A 21,272-nucleotide genomic window follows, 5' to 3' on the forward strand; every position below is an offset into this window, starting at 1 on the left:
GCGCGGCGGGTTTCAAGCCATGCCGGCGAATTAAGCGAGAGATCGACTCCGACGGCGACGGGAAAGCTCAGCCCTCGATGACCTCGAACCGGTCCACGTCGACCATTCCGTAGTCGGTGATCTTGAGGTGCGGGATCACTGCGAGCGGCAGGAAGGCGACCTGCAAGAAGGGTTCCGACAGCACGCAGCCGAGCCCCGCGGCCGCCGCGCGCAGCCCAACGAGCCGCTCGCGCACCGTCTCGTGGGGCTCCAGGCTCATGAGGCCCGCGAGAGGGAGCGCGAGTTCGGCGCGAACCGCGCCCGCCGACGCCACGACGAAGCCGCCGCCGAGCTCGATCACCCGGTTCACGGCCGTCGCCATGTCGGAGGCGTCGGCGCCGACGACGCAGATGTTGTGGCTATCGTGGCCGACCGACGAGGCGATCGCGCCTTCGCGCAGCCCGAAACCCTTCACGAAGCCGCGGCCGATATTCCGGTTGACGCCGTGGCGCGCCACGACCGCCACGGCGAGCGCGTCCTGACGGAGATCGGGCGCGACGAAGCCCCCGGCCTCGGCGAGGTCGAGCGTCAGGCTGTCGGTGACGATCTTGTCCGGGATGACGCCGATCACCGGCCGCGGACCGCCTTTGCCCTTGAGCAGCAGGTCTCCGGCGGAGACCTGCTCGGCCTTCATGCTGCGCAGGCCGACCGGAGCGGTCGTCCGCCGCGAGGCGAACGCCTCGGGCGTCACCAGCCTGCCGCCCGCGATGACATGGCGGACCTGGCACCCTTCGTAATCGGAAAGCAGCGCCAGGTCGGCCCGCTTGCCGGGCGCGATCAGGCCGCGGTCGCGCAGGCCGAAGGCGTTGGCGCCGGACCAGCTCGCGACGCGGTAGACATGCGCCGGGGGAACGCCTTGCGCGATGGTCCAGCGGATCATGTGGTCGATATGGCCTTCCGCCGCGATCTCGACCGGGTTCCGGTCGTCGGTGCAGAAGCCGATGAAGGCGGAGGTCTCCGGCGTGATCAGGGGCCAGAGCGCGTGCAGATCCTTGGCGATCGAACTCTCGCGGATCAGCACGCTCATGCCCTTGCGGAGCTTCTCGAAGGCCTCGTCGTAGTTGTTGGCTTCGTGGTCGGTGCGGATGCCCGCCGCGAGATAGCCGTTGAGGTCCTTGCCGCGCAGCAGCGGGGCATGGCCGTCGATATGACCGCTCCGGAACGCGGCGAGCTTGGCGAGGCAGCCGGGATCGCGCGCGAGCACGCCGGGGAAGTTCATGAATTCCGCGAGACCGATCACCTTGGGGTGGTCGCGGAACGGCGTGAGGTCGTCGACCTCGAGTCGCGCGCCCGACGTCTCTAGCGGCGAGGCCGGCACGCAGGAGGAGAGATTGACGCGGATGTCCATGATCGCGGCTTCGGCCGCGCGCAGCGCATAGTCGATCCCCGCGGCGCCCAGCACGTTCGCGATCTCGTGCGGATCCCAGATCGCGGTCGTCACGCCGTGCGGCAGCACGCAACGCTCGAACTCGAACGGGGTGAGCATCGAGCTCTCGATATGGAGGTGCGCGTCGACGAAGCCCGGCACGACGGTGAGGCCGCGCCCGTCGATCGTCTGCACGCCGTCATACTCGGCGAACGTCCCGACGATCGTGTCGCCGCAGATCGCGACGTCGCTCTCGAACAGGGTGGCGGTCACGACGTCGAGCACGCGCGCGCCCTTGATGACGAGGTCGGCGAGCTCCACCCCCCGGCCCTGCTCGATGCGGCGTGCGATTCGGCCCGAGGCCTCCTCGTCGTCCTGCGTCATCCGATCTCCTCCACCCCGCGCGGCATGGTTCGCGTCCGAACGCCCGGTCGCCGCGGACTGAAGGTGGCTCGCGCGCCGGAGGACCGCAACTCGCCGGCCGTCAGATCTCCGTCTTCAGCGCGGCGAACGCCTCTTCGAGATAGCAGGCCGGCGCCCGCACGCTTCCTTGCGCGCTCCAGGCTTCGATCGCGAGCCTGAGCGCGCCGAGCGAGGCCATCGCGACGAGGCGCAGCCCGACGCGGCGGTTCGGATCCGGCCAGAGGGCGCAGAGCGCTTCGAACACCGCGCCTTCCTGCTCGACATATTTGGCCTGCTTGCGGGCCATGAGGGTCGGGTGCGACCGCATCAGCCGGTCGATCGCGATCATCTCGTCGGTGGTGTAGCGCGAGATCAGCTTTGTCAGAGCGTCGCGCACCACGTCGATGGGCGGGCCGTTCGCCCCTTCCCGCAGAATCGCCTCGCGGAACAACTCTCCGAAGCCGTTCTGCCAGGCGAGCAGAATCTCTTCCTTGGACTTGAAGTAATAGAAGAACGTGCGCCGCGAAATGCCGGCGGCGGCCGCGACGGCGTCGAGCGTCGTCGCCTCGTAGCCGTCGGCGATGAACAGGTCGAGCGCCCGGTCGGCGATCCGCCGCAGCGTCTCGCGGCGCTTCCGCTGCCGCAGCCCTTCGATCTTTTGCGGCTCGTTCACCATCGATTGATCCTGGCACGGATTGGCGCGCCTTGAATTATCACACTTCGTGCAATACCGAATTGCACGAAGTGCGGTTTTTCGTCGGGGCGGGGGATGGGATGGCGGACTGGGGACTCCTCGACATTCCGTCGCTCCGTGGGCGCTCCGCCGTCGTCACGGGGCCGGGCGGAATAGGCTTCGAGACCGCTCTGGCGCTGGCCGCCGCGGGCGCTGAGGTGATTCTCGCAGGCCGCGACCCGTCGCGGGGCGCGGCGGCGATCGCCGCCATCAACCGCCAAGCTCAAGGCGCGGAGGCGCGGTTCGAAGCGCTCGACCTCGCGCGCCTGAGATCGATCGAAGCCTTCGGCGACCGGTTGCGCGGCCAGCGGGAGGGTCTCGACATCCTCGTCAACAACGCCGGCGTGATGGCGCCGCCCCGGCGGCGCGTCACCGCCGACGGCCTGGAGCTCCAGTTCGGCGTCAACCATCTCGGTCATTTCGCCCTGACCTCCGCCCTGCTTCCGCTGCTTCGGAAGGCCCGGAATTCTCGCGTCGTGTGCGTGTCGAGCATCGCAGCGCGGAGGGGCGCAATCCATTTCGCCGACCTGCAATCGGAGCGCTCCTACGCGCCGATGCGCGCTTATGCACAGTCAAAGCTCGCCAACCTGCTGTTCGCCTTCGAGCTCCAGCGACGGAGCGCCGCAGACGGCTGGGGCGTCGAGGCGATCGCGGCCCATCCGGGCGTGGCGGCGACCGACCTCATCCGGAACGGAGCAGGCGAGCGTAGCGTCGCCGGCTTCCTGCGAAGACGGCTTGGATTCCTGTTCCAGCCAGCGGCGCAGGCCGCGCTGCCGAGCCTTTACGCCGCGACTGCGCCGGACGCCAAGCCGGGCGGCTACTACGGCGCCGCGCGCTTCAACGAGTTGCGCGGCCCCCCGGCCCCCGCCCGGACGCCGTCGCAGGCGCTGGACGCCGCCGTCGCGGCGCGGCTGTGGGACGTGTCGGAGCGACTCGCCGGGATCTGGTTCGGCGGGGACGGACGATGATCGAAGCAAGCCCAGCGCGGCCGTCCCACCTCTTCCGCGCCTTCCAGACGGAAGCGGCCGGAACGACTTGAAACACCGGGATCGCGCGCGTTTTAGCGCGCGCGATGAGGCGGCCGACCTGCACCGCGTCCCCAGCGGGTCGGCCGCCGTCATCCAACGCCGCCGCGAGGGCGGGTCTCCGGGCGTTGGGAAGCCCGGAGCCGGAAGCGTTCAATCGCAGACCCTGACGCGCGTCTTCACATAGCCCTCGCCAGGAATGAACACGCGCCGCCAGACCCGGTAGCAGTCGCGGACGTAGACGCGGCGCGGCCCATAATAGCCGTGGTAGCCGAAGCGCGGCCCGTGGCCGCCCCAGTGTCCATGGCCGCCGCCATGCCCGCCCCAATGCCCGTGCCCGCCGCCGTGGCCGCCTCCCCAACCCTTGGCGGCGGCCGGGGTCGAGACGCCGGCGGACGCTCCGATCGCGAGCGCCGCCACGGCCAGGGCGGCGAGGCCGGACTTGGACGAAATCAGCTTGAACATGGTCGTCTCCTCGGAGTTTGAGGGCCGCCATCCGGCCCTGACGACCGTCTGTCGCCGCCTGCAACGCCGAGGTTCAAAGCGCCATGCGTTTTTCCAGGAGCCCCAGCCCGGCGCCCGTCAGGCGCGCATGAACGCGGCGAGCCGGGCGATGGCGGCGTCAAGCGTCGCGTCGTGTTTGGCGAAGCAGAAGCGCGCGACGGTGGTCACCTTGCGTTCGGCGTAGAAGGCCGAGACCGGGATCGCGGCGACGCCAGCCTCGCGCAGCAGGCGCTCGCAGAAGGCGACGTCGTCGGCGACGCCGAGCGGGGCGAGGTCGACGTTGAGGAAATAGGTGCCGTCGCTCGGCAGCGGCGCGAAGCCCGCGGCGGCGAGCCCCGCCGCGAACCGGTCGCGCTTCGCCTCCAGCCCTGCGCGCATCTGCCGGAACCAGGCCTCGTCCTTGCCGAGCCCGTAGGCGACCGCCGTCTGCAGGTTCGGCGGCGTCGTGAAGGTGAGGAACTGGTGCGCCTTGGCGAGCACGCGCAGGATGTCGGGCGGCGCGCAGACGAATCCGACCTTCCACCCCGTCAGCCCGAAGATCTTGCCGGCGGAGCCGATCTTGATCGTGCGCTCGGCGAGCCCGGGCACGGAGAGCGCCGAGACATGCTCCCGGCCGTCGAACAGGACGTGCTCCCAGACCTCGTCCGCCAGCACGACGGCGTCGCTGTCGGCGAGCGCCTCGGCCAACACCTCCAGGTCCGCGCGGCCGAACGCCGTGCCCGAGGGATTGAGCGGATTGTTGAGCAGGACCGCCTTCGTCTTCGGGCCGAGCGCGGCGCGGATCGCGTCGGCGTCGAAGCGCCAGCCGGGCGTCGCCAGGTTCACGAAGCGCGGAATTCCGCCGGCCCGCCGGACGAGCGGCAGATAGGCGTCGTAGATCGGCTGCAGCAGCACGACCTCGTCGCCGGGTTCGATTAGCGCGAAGAGCGCCCCGGCGACCGCCTCGGTCGCTCCGGAGGTGACCATCACCTGCGTCTCCGGATCGAGCGCGACGCCTTGCCAGCGGGCGTAATGGTCGGAGACCGCGCGCCGAAGCTCGGGGAGGCCCATCATCGGCGGATATTGGTTCGAGCCGTGGAGGACGGCCTCCGCCGCCTTGCGGCGAACGTCCTCCGGTCCCGGATCGTCCGGAAAGCCTTGACCGAGATTGACGGCGCCGGTCTCGCGGGCGAGACGCGACATCGCCTCGAAGACGGTGACCGGCAGCTCGGAAAAGATCGGATTGAGTCGGATCGGGGCCATCCGTTCTTTAAATAGAACGATTCGATCTGCTTTCGCGGCGGCGAAGGCCGGCGCCGCGAAAGCGAACGGCAGCGAAAGCATTCATCGGTATGTCATTTAACGCAATGGGCTTATTGTAAATCTCTTAACCGTCGGACAGCGGCGCGGCGCGCGTCCGCGCCTTGACACGTTCGCTAGACCGAACGATACTTGTGTCCTCGCGACAAAGATTCCATCGGATCGCTGTTTCGTCCGTCGGCGCCATTTGATAGCCGGATTCGAGAGACAGGAGATGGCGGGCGTATGAAACAGCGGCGTTCCTGACGTCGGCTTTCGCCGCGCGTCCCGATAGCCTGTTCCGCTTCGTTGCTTCGCTTCGGGCGCGTCCCGCCCTGGGCCCATCGTTCGGAGGCCGTCATGAACGCCCAGCTGCGCGCCGCGCCGTCCCCCGCCTCCCCCTTGGCTCCCGCCGAGTCGCTGCTCCGTCTGTCCGACGTCCACAAGACCTTTACGGCCTTGACCGGCGAGACGCGCGTCGCGCTCGACGGCGTGTCGATCGAACTCCGCCATGGCGAAATTCTTGGCCTGATCGGCTCGTCCGATTCAGGAAAGTCGACCCTCGGCCTGCTGGCGGCCGGGCTGGAGCGACCGACCGCCGGGCAGGTCGCGCTCGACGGCGTGGATTATGAGGCGGGCGGCGCGAAGCTGCGCCGCGCGATCGCCGTCCTCGGTCCGGATCCCGACCTGCCGCCCACCCGCAGCGTGCGCGACATCGTGGTCGAGCGGCGCGACGCTCTCGGCGCTGCTGCGACCCCCGGCGCGCTCGAGCGCCTGTTCGAGCTGCTCGATCTCGAGGGCGACGCCGATCGGCCGGCCTGCGAACTGTCGGCCGGCCATCGTCGCCGCGCAGCCCTCGCGCGCGCGCTTGCCGGAGAGCCGCGCCTGCTCATTCTCGATGAGGCGACCTCGGCCCTGGATCCGGAGATCGCGGGGACGTTTCTCACCGCGCTCGCGCGTCTCAACGCCGAGGCGCGGCTCACCGTGCTGCTGATCACCCACGACATGACGGCGGTCACCGCGCTCGCCTCGCGGGTGGCAGTGCTGCATCAGGGACGGATCGTGGAGGAAGGCCCCACGGCGCGGGTGTTCGCGCGGCCGGCTCACGCCGTCACACGGCGCTTCGCCGCGGCGGCGACCGGCGCGACCCTGCCGCCGTTCATCGCCGGCAAACTCTCCGACACGGCGACGCCCGGCGGACAGGCGCTGATACGGCTGGCCTTCGAAGGTCCTTCAGCGACGAGGCCGGTGCTGACCTACGTGGCGCGCGAACTCGGTTTCGACCTTGGCATCGTCGCCGGCTCGCTCGGCGCGGCCGGCGGCGCGCCCTATGGGGTGCTGATCGTCGCCGCCCCCTCCGACGAGCCCTATTTCACGGCGGCGGTCGAACGGCTGGAGGACGCCGAACTTGGCGTCGAAGTTCTGGGCTTCATTGCGTAGATGAGGCGGCTGCGCTCCACGTTGAGCGCCGGGACGGGGGATCGTTCACGTCCCCCGAATCGACCCGCGATCAGCCTGAGTTCACGACCTTGCCCGCGCCGCCGCCGAAGAAGCGCCAAGTGCCGCGCCCTGCGTGCTTGGCGGCGTAAAGCGCGCGATCGGCGCGCGCCACGAGGTCTTCGCCGACATGCGCCCCCGTGGAAGCGACCGCGATTCCCACCGACACCGTCTGCGTCAGCGTGCGGTCGTCGAGCGTGATCGGCTCCGCCAGACAGTCGATGAGCCGCGCGGCGAGGACGTCGAACTCCGCTGCGCTCTGGCCGCTCGCGATAATCGCGAACTCGTCGCCCCCGAGGCGCGCGACGAGGTCGTCCGTGCGCGTCGCGTCGCGCAGCCGCCCCGCGACGGTCGCAAGCAGGATGTCGCCCGCCGCGTGGCCGTAGGTGTCGTTGACCGACTTGAAGTGATCGACGTCGATCAGCAGCACCGCGACCCGGCCGCCAAATCGCTCAAGGCGCGCGGCGGCGCGGTGAAGGCCGCGTTCGAACACGCCGCGGTTGGCGAGGCCTGTGAGCGAATCATGCGTGGCGAGATGCTCGAGCGCGCCTTCGAGGCGCTTACGCTCGGAAATGTCCGTGTAGGTGCCGACCGCGCGAAGGGCTCTTCCGTCGGAATCGCGTTCGACGACCTTGCCGCGGTCGTGCACCCAGATCCAGTCGCCATCCCGGCTCCGGCACCGGATCTCCGCCTCGTAGAATGGGGTGTCGCCGCGCATATGGGCCTCGAACGCCGCGCGAGCCGGCCCGGCGTCGTCCGGATGCAGCAGCGCCTCCCAGCTCGACACGGCGCGCGTGAATTCGGCCGGCTCGTAGCCGAACATGCGCGCCGCGCGCTCGCTGAAGAAGCTGGCGCCGCTTGGCACGTCCCAGTCCCACATGCCGTCATTCGCGCCTTGGAGCGCGTAGGCGAGACGGGTCGCGTCGGCGTGCAGCATACGGCGCGCATGTTCGCGCTGCGACATGATCGAGGCGACGAGCAGAGCCGGCAGGGTGGTCAGAGCGAGCGTCGCCTGCAGCGGGAGAAGGATCGCGGCGCGGGCCGCTTCGTCGGAGCCCGGCCAGAACCCGATCAACGCCGCGCCGACCACGCAGCCCGCGAAGATCGCTGCGGCGAGGGACGTGATGAACATGCCGAAGCGCAAAGCGAACCACAGCAGGACCGTGGCCGACAGTTCGATCAGCACGATCTGCCCGGTCATCGGCACGATCACGCCGGCGGCAAGGAGAGCGGCGGACGCGACCGCGATCTCCGCGATGCGCGCGCGCCGCGACGCCTCGCCGAAGGTTCGCCGGCGGAAATCCACCGCCGCTTCGCGGTAGGCGCGGTTGCGCCAGAACAGGAAGGGAGGCGTGAGGATCAGGAAACTGACCGCCTGCAGCAGCCATCGCACGGCCGCTTGGACGGCCAGTTCCGATGGCGCGTCCACCGTCGTCAAGCCGGCGATCAGGGCGCCCGGGATCGGCGCGATCACGGCCACAATAAGGAGGTTGACGACGCTCCTGGGCCGGGCTGGAGCGTTGGGGGTCAGTCCTGCGCGGCGCAGCAGCCAGCCTGCGAAGCTGATATGCGCGCCAGCCGCCGCGGCGAGCACCACCGCCTCTGACGCGTCCGCGCCGAGAGCGATCTGGCAGAGCGCGCTGATGACCACGAGGGCCGCGATCTCGGGCCAGGCGACCGAGCGGCCCATGAGCGCGAGCGCGCCGATCGCGAGCGCGTTCATCGGCCGAACGACGACCGCAACGCCGTCGGCCTGCCCGAAGATCAACACGGCGCTCAGGCCGGCCCCGTAGAGGGCCGCCAGCGCCGCGATCCCGGCAAGCCTCAGGCCCAATGGCTGCAAGGCCAAACTCCCTTTCGGCCCTAAAGGCCGCATCCGGTATAACCCACCAGACCTACCATTTGGTTTCGACGATCAATCGAAGGTCTTCTCAAAGAAGCCTCGATCGATCGACGCGCGCGCCTCATGTTCCGCGGTGCACCGCGAAGGCCGAGAACGCTTGGTCGGTGGGCATCACTTGGAGCCTGTTCACGTTCACGTGCTCCGGGAGCGTCGCGCACCAGTAGATCGTCTCCGCGACGTCGTCCGCGGACATGCCGCGCAGGTTGTCGTACACCGTCGAAGCCTTGCCCTCATCGCCCTTGAAACGGACCAGCGAGAATTCGGTCTCGACCATGCCCGGCTCGATGTTGGTGACGCGCACGTTCTTCCCCAGAAGGTCCGAACGCAACGAGAGACAGAACTGCTTCACGAAGGCCTTGGTTCCGCCATAGGCGTTGCCGCCGGGATAGGGGTAGTCGCCGGCGACCGAACCGATGGAGAACACATGACCCCGACCACGGGAGACGAGCCCCGGAAGGGTGGCCCGGACGGTGTTCACGAAGCCGGTCACGTTGGTGTCGATCATCGTATGCCAATCGGAGATGTCGACCTCCTGGCCCGGCTTGAGCCCGAGGGCGAGGCCGGCGTTGGCGACGACGACGTCGAGATCCCGGAAGGGCTCCGGCAACCCAGCGACCAGCGCCTCGGTCGCCGCGAAGTCGCGCACGTCATGCGCCGCCACATGAAGGTTGTCGCCCAGTTCGGCCTTCAGCGCGTCGAGGCGCTCGACCCGCCGCCCGGTCGCGACCACCCTGGCGCCCGCGCCGATGAAGCGGCGGGCGATCGCGGCGCCAAACCCGGAGGTCGCGCCGGTCACGAACACGGTCAGGGATGTCGGGTCGATCGTCGCATAGGCCATTGGCGCGTCCTCGTCTTGGGAAGGTCGTGCTCGACCTAGCGCCTGGCGGAACGGAAGGCGAGCCCTGCGCGCGACGCAAAACGCCCGGCCGAGAGGCCGGGCGTCGTTGGTTCGACTGAGTGGTCAGGTGGCCGACGTTCCCCGACGTCAGCGGGTCTGGATCACCGTCGTCGAGGACGGGGCGGGCTCATCGACGGTGGTCGACTTGCGCTTCACCACCGTGTCGCCGTCGTCGCTCTTCGTCACGGTCTTCTTCGTGACCGTCCCGTCATTATGCTCCTTGATCTTGGTCTTCGTCGTCTCGGAGGAGACGGACGGCTCGCCCGTCGTCACGGTCGTGGTGCTCGACTGCGCCTGAGCGGCGCCAGCGGCGAGGCACGCGGCCAGGAGCGCGGGGGGACCCGCCCGGCGGAAGTGGCGGACGAGGGTCTGCAGTTCCTTGCGTTTCATCGGTGGTCTCCTCGAAGTCGCGCACGACCTGTCGACGAACGCTCGGCCCGGGAGCGCGTGCGCAGGGACCGAGACGTATGGCCCGTCGAAGAGTCGCGAGCATGGCGGCGGTGACGCCGCTCTTTATTTCGCCCTCAAGGAGCCAACGCGGCCGCCGGCCTGAGGTTCCGCGCCGCCCGGCCCGTCACCCGCCCCCCGCGGCGACCGCCAGGGTCCAGCCCTGGATCACCGCAAAGACGATCGCTCCATAGGCGAGACCGAACCGGCTCGTCTCCGCGATCAACGGCCGAACGCCGTCCGCATCGGGCGGCGGAGTATCAATCCTGCCAAGCACCGCTCGAAGGCCGCCCAGAAAAGCGCCCACGGCGAAAGCCAGCCATATCGCACGCATAATCGTCGCTCGCGTTCGCAGGCGCCTCGGGGCCATCGGCCGACCGAGCGACGCCGCACGCGTCCCGCCACGAAACGGCGGGAGGCCGGATTGGTTCCAGCCGGGCGACGCCCGCGTGACAGCGCCCCGGATCGGCGTATGCTTCCCGTCACGACAGGTTGCGGCGCGCCCGCCTTGTTCTTCGCCCGGCGTGGCGCCCAGGTTCCGATCGCCGCGATCTCTCGAACGACAAGGTTCGGGAGGAGCCGATGACCATGATGATCCGAAACCCCGTGGAATGGGGCGCGTCCCAGGTGGACGACGCGATCGGGGCCGTGCGCGCCGCCAATCACGACATGCGCCGCCCGGCAGCCGAGTTCGAAGCCCAGACGCCGCGCGTCCGCCGCCTCGCGTACTCCGACGTGGGCTACGCCTTGAGCCAAGGCTTCGACGACTTCGTCGCCTGTCGCAGCGACGTGCTGGCGATCTGCCTGATCTACCCCTTCGCCGGGCTCGCGCTGGCCTACGCCACCCTGAACGCCTCGCTCGCGCCGCTGCTGTTTCCGCTGGTCGCAGGCTTCGCGATCGTCGGGCCCTTCCTCGCGCTTGGCCTCTACGAGGCCAGCCGGCGGCGCGAAGCCGGGATGGAGGTGTCATGGGCCACGTCTGCTGCGGCCTTCGCGTCGCCCGCGGCCGGCGCGATCTGGGGCCTCGGACTGATCCTCACCGCCCTGTTCGTCGCCTGGCTCGTCGTCGCGATGCTCATCCACGCCGCGACCATGGAGCCGCTCGCTCCGTCCGCGACGATCGTCAGCTTCCTGACCGACGTGCTGACGACGCCCGGCGGGCGGCTGATGACGGTCCTCGGCTGCGCGGCCGGCGCGGTTTTCGCGCTGACGGCCTTCGCCATCAGCGTGATCTCCTTCCCGCTGCTGCTCGACCGCAAGGTGCGGGTCTCGACCGCGATGTCAGCTTCGGTCCGGGCGGTGCGCGAGAACCCTGGGCCGATGCTGCTGTGGGGAATGATCGTGACGGCCGGGCTCGTCTTGGGTTCGCTGCCGCTGCTGCTCGGGCTGATCGTCGTCATGCCGGTGCTCGGCCACGCGACCTGGCGCCTGTATCGCCGAACGATCGTCTGACCATCGTCCGCGCCGCGCGGCGGGCACGGACGACCTTCCTCCGGAGAAGGGATGCGCCCGAAGCCCGGCCCGGCGCGGCGTTTGGGGACCGGAAGCCGCGGCGCTCGCCGGCTCACATGTAGAGCGGCTCGCGCTCGAGGCCCTTGTAGAGGTGGGCGACCTGCTCGGCGTAGCCGTTGAACAGCAAAGTCGGCCGGATCTCGCCCGTCCCGATCACCCGCTCGCGCGCCTGGCTCCAGCGGGGGTGGGCGACGTCGGGATTGACGTTCGCCCAGAAGCCGTATTCGCGCGGTCCGGCGACCTGCCACAACGTCTTGGGCCTCTGCTCGGTGAAGTCGATCGAGACGATCGACTTCACCGATTTGAAGCCGTATTTCCAGGGAACCGCCAGCCGGATCGGCGCGCCCATCTGGCGGGCGAGCGGCTTGCCGTAGGCTCCGGTCGCGAGGAAGGGCAACTCGCTCGTCGCCTCCTCGATCGTGAGGCCCTCGGTGTAGGGCCAGTCGTAGAGCGGGCTCGCCTGGCCGTCGGCGACGTCCGGGTTCAGGAAGGTCTTCATCACGACGTATTTCGCCGAGCCGAGCGGCTTGGCGAAGGCGACGAAGTCCTTCAGCGGAATGCCCGACCACGGCAGCGCCATCGACCACGCCTCGACGCAGCGGTGCCGGTAGAGCCGCTCCTCGGGGGGCAGCGCCTTCAAGAGGTCGTCGATGCCGATCTCGCGCGGGCTTTCGACCAGGCCTCCGATCTTGATCGTCCAGGGGCGGATCGGCAGCGCCTGCGCGGCCGCGGCGATGTATTTGTCGGTCCCGAACTCGTAGAAATTGTTGTAGCCGAGATTGATCGCCTCGGGCGTCACCGGCCGGTCGAGCGTATAGGCCTCGTTGCGCTTGACGGGGTAAAGGCCGGCGGAGGGGTCCGGCGGCTGCGGTTTGGGCGCCTCCTTCTTCCCGAGGAAGTCGAAGATCCCGGCCTGGGCGGCGCCCGGCGCGAACGCGGCGCCGGCCGCGACGGCGGCGCCGAGCACGCGGCGCCGGTTAAAAGCGAGATGCTCGGGGGTCGCCTGGGACTCAGGCATCGACCACGCGGCTGTGCGGCGGATCAGCATTGTCGGGCTCCGGTTCCCCGTTCCATATCCACGACATACGTCGTCGCGGCCCGGATGGTTACGCCGCGCCACTCACAAATCCGGCAAGTCCCTTTGCAGCTGCGTCAAAGGATGAAATCAGCCTTGGCGAGCGCGCTCACGTCAAAGACCGTGATCGCCATCTCGGGGACAGCGTCGCCCTTGGTGTTGGCGAACACCACGACGCCGCCGCCGTCGAGCGGTCGGACCCGGATCTCGCCCACGGCGAAGGCGCCGCCGGTGTCCAGCGCGAAGGTCTGGTTGCCCGTGACAGCCGCGTTGGCGTCGATCAGCGACAGGTCGATCCGGTCGCCCGCAGCGAAATCGGCGATCTGGTCGCGACCGTTCTGGGCCACCGTGCTGTCCGACAGGGCGACATAGCGGAACACGTCCGCGTCGGCGCCGCCGAGCATGTAGTCCTTTCCGGCGCCGCCGACGATCGTGTCCGCCCCGGACTCGCCGTCGACATAGTCGTTGCCGACGCCGCCCAGGAGGTTGTCCGCGCCAGAATCGCCGAACAGCTGATCGGCGCCGCCGAGCCCCGTGAGGGTGTCGGCGCCGAAGTGGCCGTCGAAGACGTTCTCCGTCCCGTCGCCGGTCATGCGGTCTCCGAAAGCGGATCCCTTGAACCGCTCGATCGAGTTGAAGATGTCGGCCTCGGCCGTTCCCTCGTTCAGATTGCCGTTCGTCAGATTGAGCTTGATGGCCGCGGACGCGTTTTCATAGGAGACCAGGTCCGAGCCGCCGCCGCCGAACATGAACTCGCGGCCGCCCGTGTCGGCGTAGAGCGTGTCGTCGCCGAAACCGCCGTCGAGGTAGTTCGTCCCGGAACCGCCCAGGAGCGTGTCGTTCCCGTAGCCGCCCGACAGCGAGTCATCGCCCTCATTGCCGGTGAGCGCGTCATTTCCGCCGCCGCCATAGACCTCGTCGTCACCGCCATTGCCGTAGGCGATGTCGTCGCCGCTGCCGGCGTAGAGCTGGTCGCCGTTGATGTTGCCGGTGATGACGTCGTTGCCGGTTCCGCCGTCGATGTAGACGGCGTAGAGCCCGATCGGGTCTCCGGTCTTGTTGCCGAACAGGATCAGATCCCGGCCGCCTGCCCCGTAATAGGACAGGAAGTTGAGCTGATTGTTCTCCGAGAGCGTCTCGTCGCTTTCATTGCCGTAATAGGGCATCGCCTCGTCCCCCGATCAGCCGCGCGCCGCCTCGCGCGAGCGTGAAGAGAGACGATAGTCCGATCCAAAAGAATGCCAAGACGAACCTTCGCCGTAACGCGCTTTCATGCGAAAGCCGACGGACCTGGACCTGACGGGCTCGGCGTCCGGCGTCCGAACGCGCGATCGGCCGGCCACCTGGATGGCCGGCCGATCGCAGGTGATTTTGCAGCGTCTTCTCCCGCGCGCGGCGCGGGCCGTCGCTGTTCAGATCGGATCGAGCCGGAGCTCGGACAGGCCAGCGGCGACCGAGAGCCCCGTCTGGCCTTCGACGCTGAGCGGCTGCAGCGACACGGTGATGTCGGAGCCGCCGACCAGCACGTTGGCGCCGCCGCCGATCAGCGCGGTCACGCTGGCCGAAGCGCCGCGGTACTTGCCGGCGAGGTCGCCGGGGCCGAGGTCGTCGGAATGGGCGATCACCGCCCAGGCCAGCACGCTCGGACCGGTCGCGCCGACGTCGACGCCAAGCTTGTCGAACCGGCCCATATAGAGGTCGACCGCATGGCGCCCGGCGCGCGGCCTGTACTCGCAGGACACCTCCCGGCGCGAGCCGAGGATGTAGCCGATGCCGCCCGGCGTGGAGCAGCGCAGGGTGCCGACCTGGAAGCCGGACTGGGCCACATAGCGCCCCTTGGCGATGACGACGTCGGGATGCGCCGCGTCGGCGGCCATCGCGCCGCTCGACGCGACCATCGCGCCTGCGAGGACGGCGGCTTTGAGCCGGATGGACATGTCAGGTCTCCCGATGTGTCGTTGCGCAACGACAACGCGAGCCTTCGACTTTCGTTTCGGCCCGCCCGTCACACTCCTTTACGCAAGGTTACGGCTTTCCCTGCGCGGGGACCGTTTGAAGCGGGATCGCATCATGGGGAACGGGTTCAGCGCGCAACCTCCCCCGTCGTTCCGGGCTTGTCCCGGAACCCACTTCCACTGTGTCTTTAAAGGCATGGCGCAGGCAGCGGAAATGGATCTCGGGGCAAGCCCGGGATGACGGTCGAGGGTCCCTCCCCTCAGGTTGTACAGAACGCGGTCTAACGAAGGCTTCCGGCGAAGCGTTGGATGCGGCGGCAGGCCTCCTCCAGCGTCGCGTCCGCCGCAGCGTAGGAGATGCGGAAGTTCGGCCCGAGCCCGAAGGCCGAGCCCTGCACCACCGCGACACCTTCGGCCTCCAGCAGTTCGGAGACGAAGTCGACATCGCTCTCGATGGTCTTGCCGGAGGGCGCGGTCCGGCCGATCGCGCCGGCGCAGGAGGGGTAGACGTAGAAGGCGCCTTCCGGGCTCGGACAAGCCAGCCCCTTCGCCTGGTTCAGCATCGACACCACGAGGTCGCGCCGGCGCTCGAAGGCCGCGCGGAAGCCCGGCAGGAAATCCTGCGGACCGTTCAGCGCTTCGAGCGCCGCCCACTGCGCGATGGTGCAGGCGCCCGAGGTCTGCTGGCCCTGGACCATGTCCATCGCCTTGATCAGCGCCTCCGGCCCCGCCGCGTAGCCGATGCGCCAGCCCGTCATGCAATAGGCCTTGGAGACGCCGTTCATGGTGAGCGTGCGGTCGTAGAGGCCGGGCTCGACCTGGGCCGGCGTCGTGAACTCGAAGCCCCCGAAGACAAGGTGCTCATACATGTCGTCGGTCAGGATCCAGACGTGCTCGTGCCGCATGAGCACGTCCGTCAGGCCCTTGATCTCGGCGCGGGAATAGGCCGCGCCCGAGGGATTGGACGGCGAGTTCAGCAGCACCCACTTCGTGCGCGGCGTGATGGCGGCTTCGAGCGCCTCCGGCGTCACCTTGAACCCGCCCTCGAGCGTCGTGTTCACGATGACCGGCGTGCCGCCGTTCAGCGCCACCATTTCGGGATAGCTGACCCAGTAGGGCGCGGGGATGATGACCTCGTCGCCGGGGTTCAGCGTCGCGACGAAGGCGTTGTAGAGGATCTGCTTGCCGCCGGTGCCGACAATGGTCTGCGACGCCTTGTAGTCGAGCCCGTTCTCGCGCTTGAACTTCTGCGCGACCGCCTCGCGCAGCGGCGCGATGCCGGAGACCGGCGGATATTTGGTCTCGCCGCGCCTTATGGCGTCGATCGCGGCGTCCTTGATGTTCTGCGGCGTGTCGAAATCCGGCTCGCCCGCGCCGAGCCCGATCACGTCCCGCCCCGCCGCCTTCAGCTCGCGCGCCTTCTGCGAGACGGCGATGGTGGCCGAGGGTTTGACCCGCGAGAGGGCGTCGGCGAGGAAGGCCATGGAGCGGCTCCGAGAAGGGGTGTTGAAGGCGCGGGACCCTAGGCGCGGCCCCGGCGCCGTGCAAGACGGGCGACCGCATGGCGGACTTCGCGATTGATCAGATCGGCCTGACCGCCTGCTCGCCTTGGTCCGGGCGTCGCGGCGTCGTGGAATCGCGCCGGAAGAGGTGTTAGCCTTCGTGCGTACTGGTCACGTGGGGCGATGTGATGGAAGTACGGCGCGGGACGCCACACGCAGACACGTTGGCGGGCTCGGGCGACGAAGCCTTCCAGCTTGTCGGATTGCGCGGAAACGACAGCTACACGCTGAGGCTGTTCGACTACGTCAGCTATCCGCCCGACATCGGGACCGACACCGGCGAGCCGGAGACGGTCTATGTGCGCGACAAGGTGGTCGAGGCCGCCGACGGCGGGAACGACACGGTCCGGCTGACCGTCGCCTATAACCCGGTCGAATTCACCGGCATTTATCCCACAGGAATCGTGTCGGCGGCGGAGCTCGCCAACATCGAGACCGTGACGCTGTTTTCCTACGGGCGCAGCACCTGGGACGTCTCGACCGACAATTTCGCGAACACGGTGCGCGGCAGCACGGTGACGGACGTCGTCCACGGCAATGGCGGCGATGACAGCCTGTACGGCCGCGGCGGGGCCGACCAGCTCTTCGGCGGCCTCGGCCGCGACTCCCTTTATGGCGACGCCGGCGACGACATCCTCACGGACACGGACGGGGCCAACCGTCTCGCCGGCGGCGACGGCCGCGACCGTCTGACCTCGGGCGCGGCCCGTGACGAATTGTACGGCGACGCCGGAAACGACACGCTCGACGGCGGCCAAAACGTCGACAGGCTCGAAGGCGGCGCCGGGAACGACGTCTTGATCGGCGGCGTGGGCCCGGACCAGCTGTTCGGCGGGACCGGCGTCGACACGGCGAGCTACGCCGGCGCGACGCACGGCGTGGTCGTCCACCTCGCCGCGCCTTCGAAGAACACATACGACGCCAAGGGCGACACCTATACCTCCATCGAGAACCTGGTCGGAAGCAAGTATGGCGACACGCTGACCGGCGACCCCCGTGCGAACCTGCTCGAAGGAGCGGCCGGCGCCGACACGCTCCTGGGCGGCGTCGGGAACGACGAGTTGCGCGGCGGCGCGGGCGTCGACCGCCTCGACGGCGGAAGCGGCGACGACCTGCTGGTCTTCGTCGCCGGCCAGGGGGCGGACTACGCCGTGGGCGGCGCCGGCCGCGACGTGTTCGACTTCACCCTGTCGACGGACCACGAGGGAGCGTTCGGAACCATCGCCGACGTCCGGCACGGCGTGGACGTGATCCGCATGCACGGGATCAACGACCTCGTCGCATCGCTGGAGCAGGTCGGCGATGCGGTCGTCGTCACCGTCGGCAATGTGCTTGACCTCGGCGGCTTCGGAACGGTGTTCAACGCCTATGGCTCGATCAGGCTGCTCCACGCCGACGTCGAGGACATTACGCGCGCCGACCTCGGCGGAACGCCGATCTATCACGACGACCTCATGTGACGCGGCGGCCGGTCAACAATCTGTACGCCGACGCGCTTCGCGCCTCCTTCGCGGCGATCCTATGGCCAGAGACACGCGCCCGCTTCGCGCCCTGCCTGTGATGGCGGCCTTCATCTTGGGCGCCCAGGCGCTCGCGTCCGGCGTCGCCGCCCAGGCGGGGCCGGGGGCCGGCCCGGCCGCGGCCGCCAGGTCAGAGCGGCTCTGCGCGGGATATTCCGGATTGCCTGCATCCGATGCGGGCTCCCGCGGACCGGAAGGCATGGCGTGGATCCCCGGCGGCCGCTTCCTGATGGGGTCCGACACGGCCTATCCCGAAGAGGGGCCGCGCCGGGCGGCGACGGTGGACGGCTTCTGGATGGATCGCCACGAGGTCACCAACGCGCAGTTCGCGGCCTTCGTCGCCGCCACCGGCTACCGGACGGTCGCCGAGCGCGGCCTGCGCGCGGAGGACTATCCCAACCTGCCGCCGGCCGCGCTGGTGCCGGGCGCGATGGTGTTCTTCGAGCCGAAGGGGTCCGAGGCGCGCGGCGAAATGGGCGAATGGTGGCGTTACGTGCCGGGCGCGAACTGGTGGAGCCCGACCGGACCGGGAAGCTCGATCGCGGGCAAGGAGAACCACCCGGTCGTCGAGGTCACCTATGCGGACGCGCAGGCCTACGCCGCCTGGCGGGGCCGCTCGCTTCCGACGGAGGCCGAATGGGAGTTCGCGTCGCGCGGCGGCGCGCCGGAGGGCGAGTTCGCCTGGGGCGACGAGCCGACGCCCGGCGGCGAATGGATGGCGAACACCTGGCAGGGGTTTTTCCCGTTTAAGGACGACGGCGCGGACGGCCATCACGGCACGGCTCCGGTCGGGTGCTTTCCCGCCAACGGCTACGGCCTCTACGACATGATCGGCAATGTCTGGGAGTGGGCGACGGACTGGTACCTGCCGAACCACCGCTTCGCGGAGGGCCAGCGCGGTCCGACAGGCCCGGATCAGCCGGCGCCGACGGCGGGCGGGCCGTCGCACGTCATCAAGGGCGGATCCTGGCTGTGCTCGCCCAATTTCTGCCTCCGCTACCGGCCGACCGCCCGTCAGCCGCAGGAGGCCGATCTCGGCGCCTCCCATGTCGGCTTCCGCACCGTACTGCGCGGCCCCGGCCCGAAACCGAACTGAGCGGGCCGGACAAGCTCGTCCGGGCCGCGCTCACAAGGCGGCGCAGGTCCGGCGGGCGGTCGTCATCAGCTTGACATCGGCCGGACCGACCGCGCCGTCGCCGTTGAGGTCCCCTCCGCAGAGCGCCGGGTCGTCGCACGGCCCGGTCTGCGCGTTCAGGATGGCTTGATCCTCGGCGCCGACGCGGCCGTTCCGGTCGAGGTCCGCGCGGACGCAGCGGTCCATGCAGTCGACGCCGAGATTGGCGGCGATGATCGCCCGGTCGCCCGCGTCGGTCAGTCCGTCGAGATTGATGTCGTAGACGCTGGGGCCGGCGCCGGAGAAGGCGCGCCAGCCCCTGAGATCGGCGCGGGTGACCCGCATGTCGAGATCGCCGTCGCCCTTCTTGCGGCAGGCCTCCTGCGCCGCGCCGGCCCTTTTGATCGACAGGACTTCGGCCGAAAGCGCGATGAAGGCCGCTCGCTCGACCTTCGTCTTCAGGCAGGTCTTTGGGGCCTGGCCGGCCGGGCAATCCTTGAGCAGGTCGAGGCCGGCGAAGTCGACGCCGTTCGGGTTCGTCTTGGTCGGCTGGAGATCATAGAACTCCCGCTCCAGCCGGGTCTTGAAATCGGCCCAGGGTACGGCCCCCTTGGCGTTGGCCGGCACCGGCGCCGAGCAGTCGAAGCGCTCCGCCTCGACGAGCTTGTAGCGGACGTCGCGCGCCGCGCGCTGCCGGACGGGAGCGATCGTCACGTCGTCGCCGACCGCAGCCTTCACCGCGCAGCAGGATGACAGCTGGGTCTCCGCGCCCGGCCCGTACCAGACGCCGCCATTGTCGGCGCAGAACTCGGCGCTGTCGAACAGCGAGTCATTGCAGAAATTGCCGATGCGGCACGGCCAGCTGCGCTCCTCCGGATCGGAGGTGAAGGTCGCCGCGCCGTTCTGCGTGAAATTGGTCGTGCGGATCGGGGCCGCGTCCGGCGAGCTCAGGTAGGGAAGCAGCGGCTTGCTGTCCAAAGGCCGGCTCGGCGGCACGATCTCAGCCACCTTGACGCCGGCGATGTCGCCGAACAGCTGGAACAGATCGGCTGCGTTGACGAGCGCGTCGACGCTGCGGCCGGGGGCGGCGACCACCGGCCCGGCGACGATCAGCGGCACCCAGACGCCCGTCTGGTAGACGGAGGTCTTCGCGCGCGTCGGGTCGAAGCCGTCCGCGGCGCGGACGGCGGGGCCCTGGCTGCCGTTGTCGCCGATCAGAACGAGGACCGTGTCGGCGAGGTCGAGCGACTTGAGCGTCCGCCCGTCCGCCGCCAACTGGCCGAGACCCATCCTGGCCACGGCGCGGCCGATCTCCGCGTCGGCTCCTTCCAGCACGTTGTTCAGGAGTTCGCGGGGCGGCTGGCTGTTGCTGCAGCTCGACCGGCGGTCCAGCGGATCGGGAACCACGCTGGTGGGCGCCTTCTGGAAGGGCGTATGCATGGCGTTGAAGCTGAGCGTCAGCATCCGGGGCCCGTCCTGCCGTATCCACCAGCGGATCGCGTCCATGCGCTGTTCGCTGGTGACGTAGGCGCGGTCGATCTCGGACGGACAGGCATCCGCCGTGTCCACGTAGAGCGGATCGCGAGCCTCGGTGATCGTCGTCTTCGGCCACACATAGTAGCCGTTGAGCCGCTCGAAATCGGCCGCCGTCGGCTGGCGGGCGCCGCAGGCTTCGTTGGGCGAGAACAGGCCGCCCCGCTGCAGGCAGGTGCGCGAAGGGCTCGCGCCGGGATCGGCCGTCGCCGGCGTGATAAACTCGCAGAGCTTCGGCCGCAGCGGCCGGGAGTAGCAGGCGCCGGATGCCGAGGTCTGGAAATAGCCGCAGGCCTGCGCCCCGCTCGGATCCATGCCGCCCGCGGTGACGTCCACCGAGGGCAGCCCGGCCGTCATGGCGCCCTGGAAGAACGACCAGCCCCGGCTCGAGGGCGCGCAGTCCTGCGCCGGATCCTGCTCATTGCCGAGATGGTACTTTCCGACCAGCGCGCTTGCGTAGCCGGCCTTCTCCAGCACCCGCGGCAGCGTCGCTTCGAAGGATGACATGTAGGACTGCGGCAGATGGTTCTCCATGATCGCCGCCTCGACGCCCGTCCGGGCCGGGTAGCGTCCGGTGAACATGGCCGCCCGGCTCGGCGAGCATTCGGGCATCGCCCAGACATTGGTGAACTTGACGCCGCGCTCGGCGAGCAGATCGATATTAGGCGTCTTGGGCGGGTTCACGCCGCCATGACCGAATGTGGCCAGCTGATCGATCCCGAGATCATCCAGGATGACGAAGAGGATGTTCGGCTTGCTCTGCGGCGCCGCGTTCTCCGCGGCCAGAACGGGCCAGGCGAGCGCCGCCGCGCCGCCGACGATGAAGAGCGTCACGCCGCGAAAAAACGCCAGCACGGTTCCCCCCAGGCCCCGGCGGCGGCGATGGTCGCGGCTGACCGGCTCTCCCGA

The 21,272-nt window shown here is 69.3% G+C and carries 17 protein-coding genes; 5 read left to right on the forward strand and 12 right to left on the reverse strand.

Annotated elements, in window-relative coordinates:
- Positions 1-67 precede the first annotated feature (67 nt).
- Both ade and ACO2RJ_RS09025 read right to left on the reverse strand, forming a co-directional pair.
- Positions 68-1,789, reverse strand: coding sequence for an adenine deaminase (gene ade / locus ACO2RJ_RS09020; protein WP_423267662.1), 1,722 nt, complete (start codon positions 1,787-1,789; stop codon positions 68-70).
- Between the two features lie 100 nt (positions 1,790-1,889).
- Complete coding sequence (locus tag ACO2RJ_RS09025) at positions 1,890-2,483, reverse strand: TetR/AcrR family transcriptional regulator (protein WP_423267663.1); 594 nt, start codon at positions 2,481-2,483, stop codon at positions 1,890-1,892.
- A gap of 98 nt (positions 2,484-2,581) precedes the next feature.
- Between ACO2RJ_RS09025 and ACO2RJ_RS09030 the strand changes: the two genes are divergently transcribed.
- The gene (locus tag ACO2RJ_RS09030) at positions 2,582-3,508 is read left to right on the forward strand and encodes an SDR family oxidoreductase (RefSeq protein ID WP_423267664.1); all 927 of its coding nucleotides are present in this window, start codon (positions 2,582-2,584) and stop codon (positions 3,506-3,508) included.
- 210 nt (positions 3,509-3,718) lie between these two features.
- Here the strand turns inward: ACO2RJ_RS09030 and ACO2RJ_RS09035 are convergent, their stop codons facing one another.
- Both ACO2RJ_RS09035 and ACO2RJ_RS09040 read right to left on the reverse strand, forming a co-directional pair.
- The gene (locus ACO2RJ_RS09035; RefSeq protein WP_423267665.1) at positions 3,719-4,030 is read right to left on the reverse strand and encodes a hypothetical protein; all 312 of its coding nucleotides are present in this window, start codon (positions 4,028-4,030) and stop codon (positions 3,719-3,721) included.
- Positions 4,031-4,147: 117 nt separating this feature from the next.
- Positions 4,148-5,311: an aminotransferase gene (locus tag ACO2RJ_RS09040; protein WP_423267666.1), complete on the reverse strand. Its 1,164-nt coding sequence runs from the start codon at positions 5,309-5,311 to the stop codon at positions 4,148-4,150.
- A gap of 396 nt (positions 5,312-5,707) precedes the next feature.
- Here ACO2RJ_RS09040 and ACO2RJ_RS09045 point away from each other — a divergent pair, with 396 nt between their 5' ends.
- A complete protein-coding gene (locus ACO2RJ_RS09045) occupies positions 5,708-6,787 on the forward strand; it encodes an ATP-binding cassette domain-containing protein (protein WP_423267667.1) in 1,080 nt (359 codons plus the stop codon).
- Positions 6,788-6,857: 70 nt separating this feature from the next.
- On the opposite strand, the gene ACO2RJ_RS09050 is transcribed toward ACO2RJ_RS09045, so the two are convergent.
- From ACO2RJ_RS09050 to ACO2RJ_RS09060, 3 genes are all read right to left on the reverse strand, one after another.
- Positions 6,858-8,687 (reverse strand): diguanylate cyclase domain-containing protein, encoded by a 1,830-nt coding sequence (locus ACO2RJ_RS09050; RefSeq protein ID WP_423267668.1) that lies wholly within the window; start codon positions 8,685-8,687, stop codon positions 6,858-6,860.
- 121 nt (positions 8,688-8,808) lie between these two features.
- Positions 8,809-9,585, reverse strand: a complete 777-nt coding sequence (locus tag ACO2RJ_RS09055) for an SDR family NAD(P)-dependent oxidoreductase (protein WP_423267669.1) — start codon at positions 9,583-9,585, stop codon at positions 8,809-8,811.
- A gap of 147 nt (positions 9,586-9,732) precedes the next feature.
- Positions 9,733-10,035, reverse strand: a complete 303-nt coding sequence (locus tag ACO2RJ_RS09060; RefSeq protein WP_423267670.1) for a hypothetical protein — start codon at positions 10,033-10,035, stop codon at positions 9,733-9,735.
- A gap of 639 nt (positions 10,036-10,674) precedes the next feature.
- Between ACO2RJ_RS09060 and ACO2RJ_RS09065 the strand changes: the two genes are divergently transcribed.
- Entirely contained in the window at positions 10,675-11,544 is an 870-nt protein-coding gene (locus ACO2RJ_RS09065; protein WP_423267671.1) for a DUF2189 domain-containing protein, read from the forward strand.
- Positions 11,545-11,656: 112 nt separating this feature from the next.
- On the opposite strand, the gene msrP is transcribed toward ACO2RJ_RS09065, so the two are convergent.
- The 4 genes from msrP to ACO2RJ_RS09085 all read right to left on the reverse strand — a co-directional run bounded on the left by msrP (position 11,657) and on the right by ACO2RJ_RS09085 (position 16,118).
- Positions 11,657-12,652, reverse strand: coding sequence for a protein-methionine-sulfoxide reductase catalytic subunit MsrP (msrP, locus tag ACO2RJ_RS09070; RefSeq protein WP_423267672.1), 996 nt, complete (start codon positions 12,650-12,652; stop codon positions 11,657-11,659).
- Positions 12,653-12,756: 104 nt separating this feature from the next.
- Positions 12,757-13,845: a calcium-binding protein gene (locus ACO2RJ_RS09075; protein WP_423267673.1), complete on the reverse strand. Its 1,089-nt coding sequence runs from the start codon at positions 13,843-13,845 to the stop codon at positions 12,757-12,759.
- 246 nt (positions 13,846-14,091) lie between these two features.
- The gene (locus tag ACO2RJ_RS09080; protein WP_423267674.1) at positions 14,092-14,616 is read right to left on the reverse strand and encodes a DUF992 domain-containing protein; all 525 of its coding nucleotides are present in this window, start codon (positions 14,614-14,616) and stop codon (positions 14,092-14,094) included.
- A 299-nt stretch (positions 14,617-14,915) separates the two neighbouring features.
- The gene (locus ACO2RJ_RS09085) at positions 14,916-16,118 is read right to left on the reverse strand and encodes a pyridoxal phosphate-dependent aminotransferase (RefSeq protein WP_423267675.1); all 1,203 of its coding nucleotides are present in this window, start codon (positions 16,116-16,118) and stop codon (positions 14,916-14,918) included.
- Positions 16,119-16,324: 206 nt separating this feature from the next.
- Between ACO2RJ_RS09085 and ACO2RJ_RS09090 the strand changes: the two genes are divergently transcribed.
- Both ACO2RJ_RS09090 and ACO2RJ_RS09095 read left to right on the forward strand, forming a co-directional pair.
- Complete coding sequence (locus ACO2RJ_RS09090) at positions 16,325-17,656, forward strand: calcium-binding protein (protein ID WP_423267676.1); 1,332 nt, start codon at positions 16,325-16,327, stop codon at positions 17,654-17,656.
- Between the two features lie 259 nt (positions 17,657-17,915).
- The gene (locus tag ACO2RJ_RS09095) at positions 17,916-18,812 is read left to right on the forward strand and encodes a formylglycine-generating enzyme family protein (RefSeq protein ID WP_423267677.1); all 897 of its coding nucleotides are present in this window, start codon (positions 17,916-17,918) and stop codon (positions 18,810-18,812) included.
- Positions 18,813-18,842: 30 nt separating this feature from the next.
- Here ACO2RJ_RS09095 and ACO2RJ_RS09100 read toward each other — a convergent pair whose 3' ends face one another.
- Complete coding sequence (locus tag ACO2RJ_RS09100; RefSeq protein ID WP_423267678.1) at positions 18,843-21,197, reverse strand: sulfatase-like hydrolase/transferase; 2,355 nt, start codon at positions 21,195-21,197, stop codon at positions 18,843-18,845.
- Positions 21,198-21,272 lie beyond the last annotated feature (75 nt).

The sequence above is a fragment of the Hansschlegelia sp. KR7-227 genome, assembly GCF_049446035.1.
In the GTDB taxonomy this organism is placed as follows: Bacteria; Pseudomonadota; Alphaproteobacteria; order Rhizobiales; family Methylopilaceae; genus Methylopila.

Bases quoted from the DNA above. Each gene is read 5' to 3' on its own strand.
- ade (WP_423267662.1), bottom strand. From the start codon at position 1,789: ATGACGCAGGACGACGAGGAGGCCTCGGGCCGAATCGCACGCCGCATC.
- ACO2RJ_RS09025 (WP_423267663.1), bottom strand. From the start codon at position 2,483: ATGGTGAACGAGCCGCAAAAGATCGAAGGGCTGCGGCAGCGGAAGCGC.
- ACO2RJ_RS09030 (WP_423267664.1), top strand. From the start codon at position 2,582: ATGGCGGACTGGGGACTCCTCGACATTCCGTCGCTCCGTGGGCGCTCC.
- ACO2RJ_RS09035 (WP_423267665.1), bottom strand. From the start codon at position 4,030: ATGTTCAAGCTGATTTCGTCCAAGTCCGGCCTCGCCGCCCTGGCCGTG.
- ACO2RJ_RS09040 (WP_423267666.1), bottom strand. From the start codon at position 5,311: ATGGCCCCGATCCGACTCAATCCGATCTTTTCCGAGCTGCCGGTCACC.
- ACO2RJ_RS09045 (WP_423267667.1), top strand. From the start codon at position 5,708: ATGAACGCCCAGCTGCGCGCCGCGCCGTCCCCCGCCTCCCCCTTGGCT.
- ACO2RJ_RS09055 (WP_423267669.1), bottom strand. From the start codon at position 9,585: ATGGCCTATGCGACGATCGACCCGACATCCCTGACCGTGTTCGTGACC.
- ACO2RJ_RS09060 (WP_423267670.1), bottom strand. From the start codon at position 10,035: ATGAAACGCAAGGAACTGCAGACCCTCGTCCGCCACTTCCGCCGGGCG.
- ACO2RJ_RS09065 (WP_423267671.1), top strand. From the start codon at position 10,675: ATGACCATGATGATCCGAAACCCCGTGGAATGGGGCGCGTCCCAGGTG.
- msrP (WP_423267672.1), bottom strand. From the start codon at position 12,652: ATGCTGATCCGCCGCACAGCCGCGTGGTCGATGCCTGAGTCCCAGGCG.
- ACO2RJ_RS09075 (WP_423267673.1), bottom strand. From the start codon at position 13,845: ATGCCCTATTACGGCAATGAAAGCGACGAGACGCTCTCGGAGAACAAT.
- ACO2RJ_RS09080 (WP_423267674.1), bottom strand. From the start codon at position 14,616: ATGTCCATCCGGCTCAAAGCCGCCGTCCTCGCAGGCGCGATGGTCGCG.
- ACO2RJ_RS09085 (WP_423267675.1), bottom strand. From the start codon at position 16,118: ATGGCCTTCCTCGCCGACGCCCTCTCGCGGGTCAAACCCTCGGCCACC.
- ACO2RJ_RS09090 (WP_423267676.1), top strand. From the start codon at position 16,325: ATGGAAGTACGGCGCGGGACGCCACACGCAGACACGTTGGCGGGCTCG.
- ACO2RJ_RS09095 (WP_423267677.1), top strand. From the start codon at position 17,916: ATGGCGTGGATCCCCGGCGGCCGCTTCCTGATGGGGTCCGACACGGCC.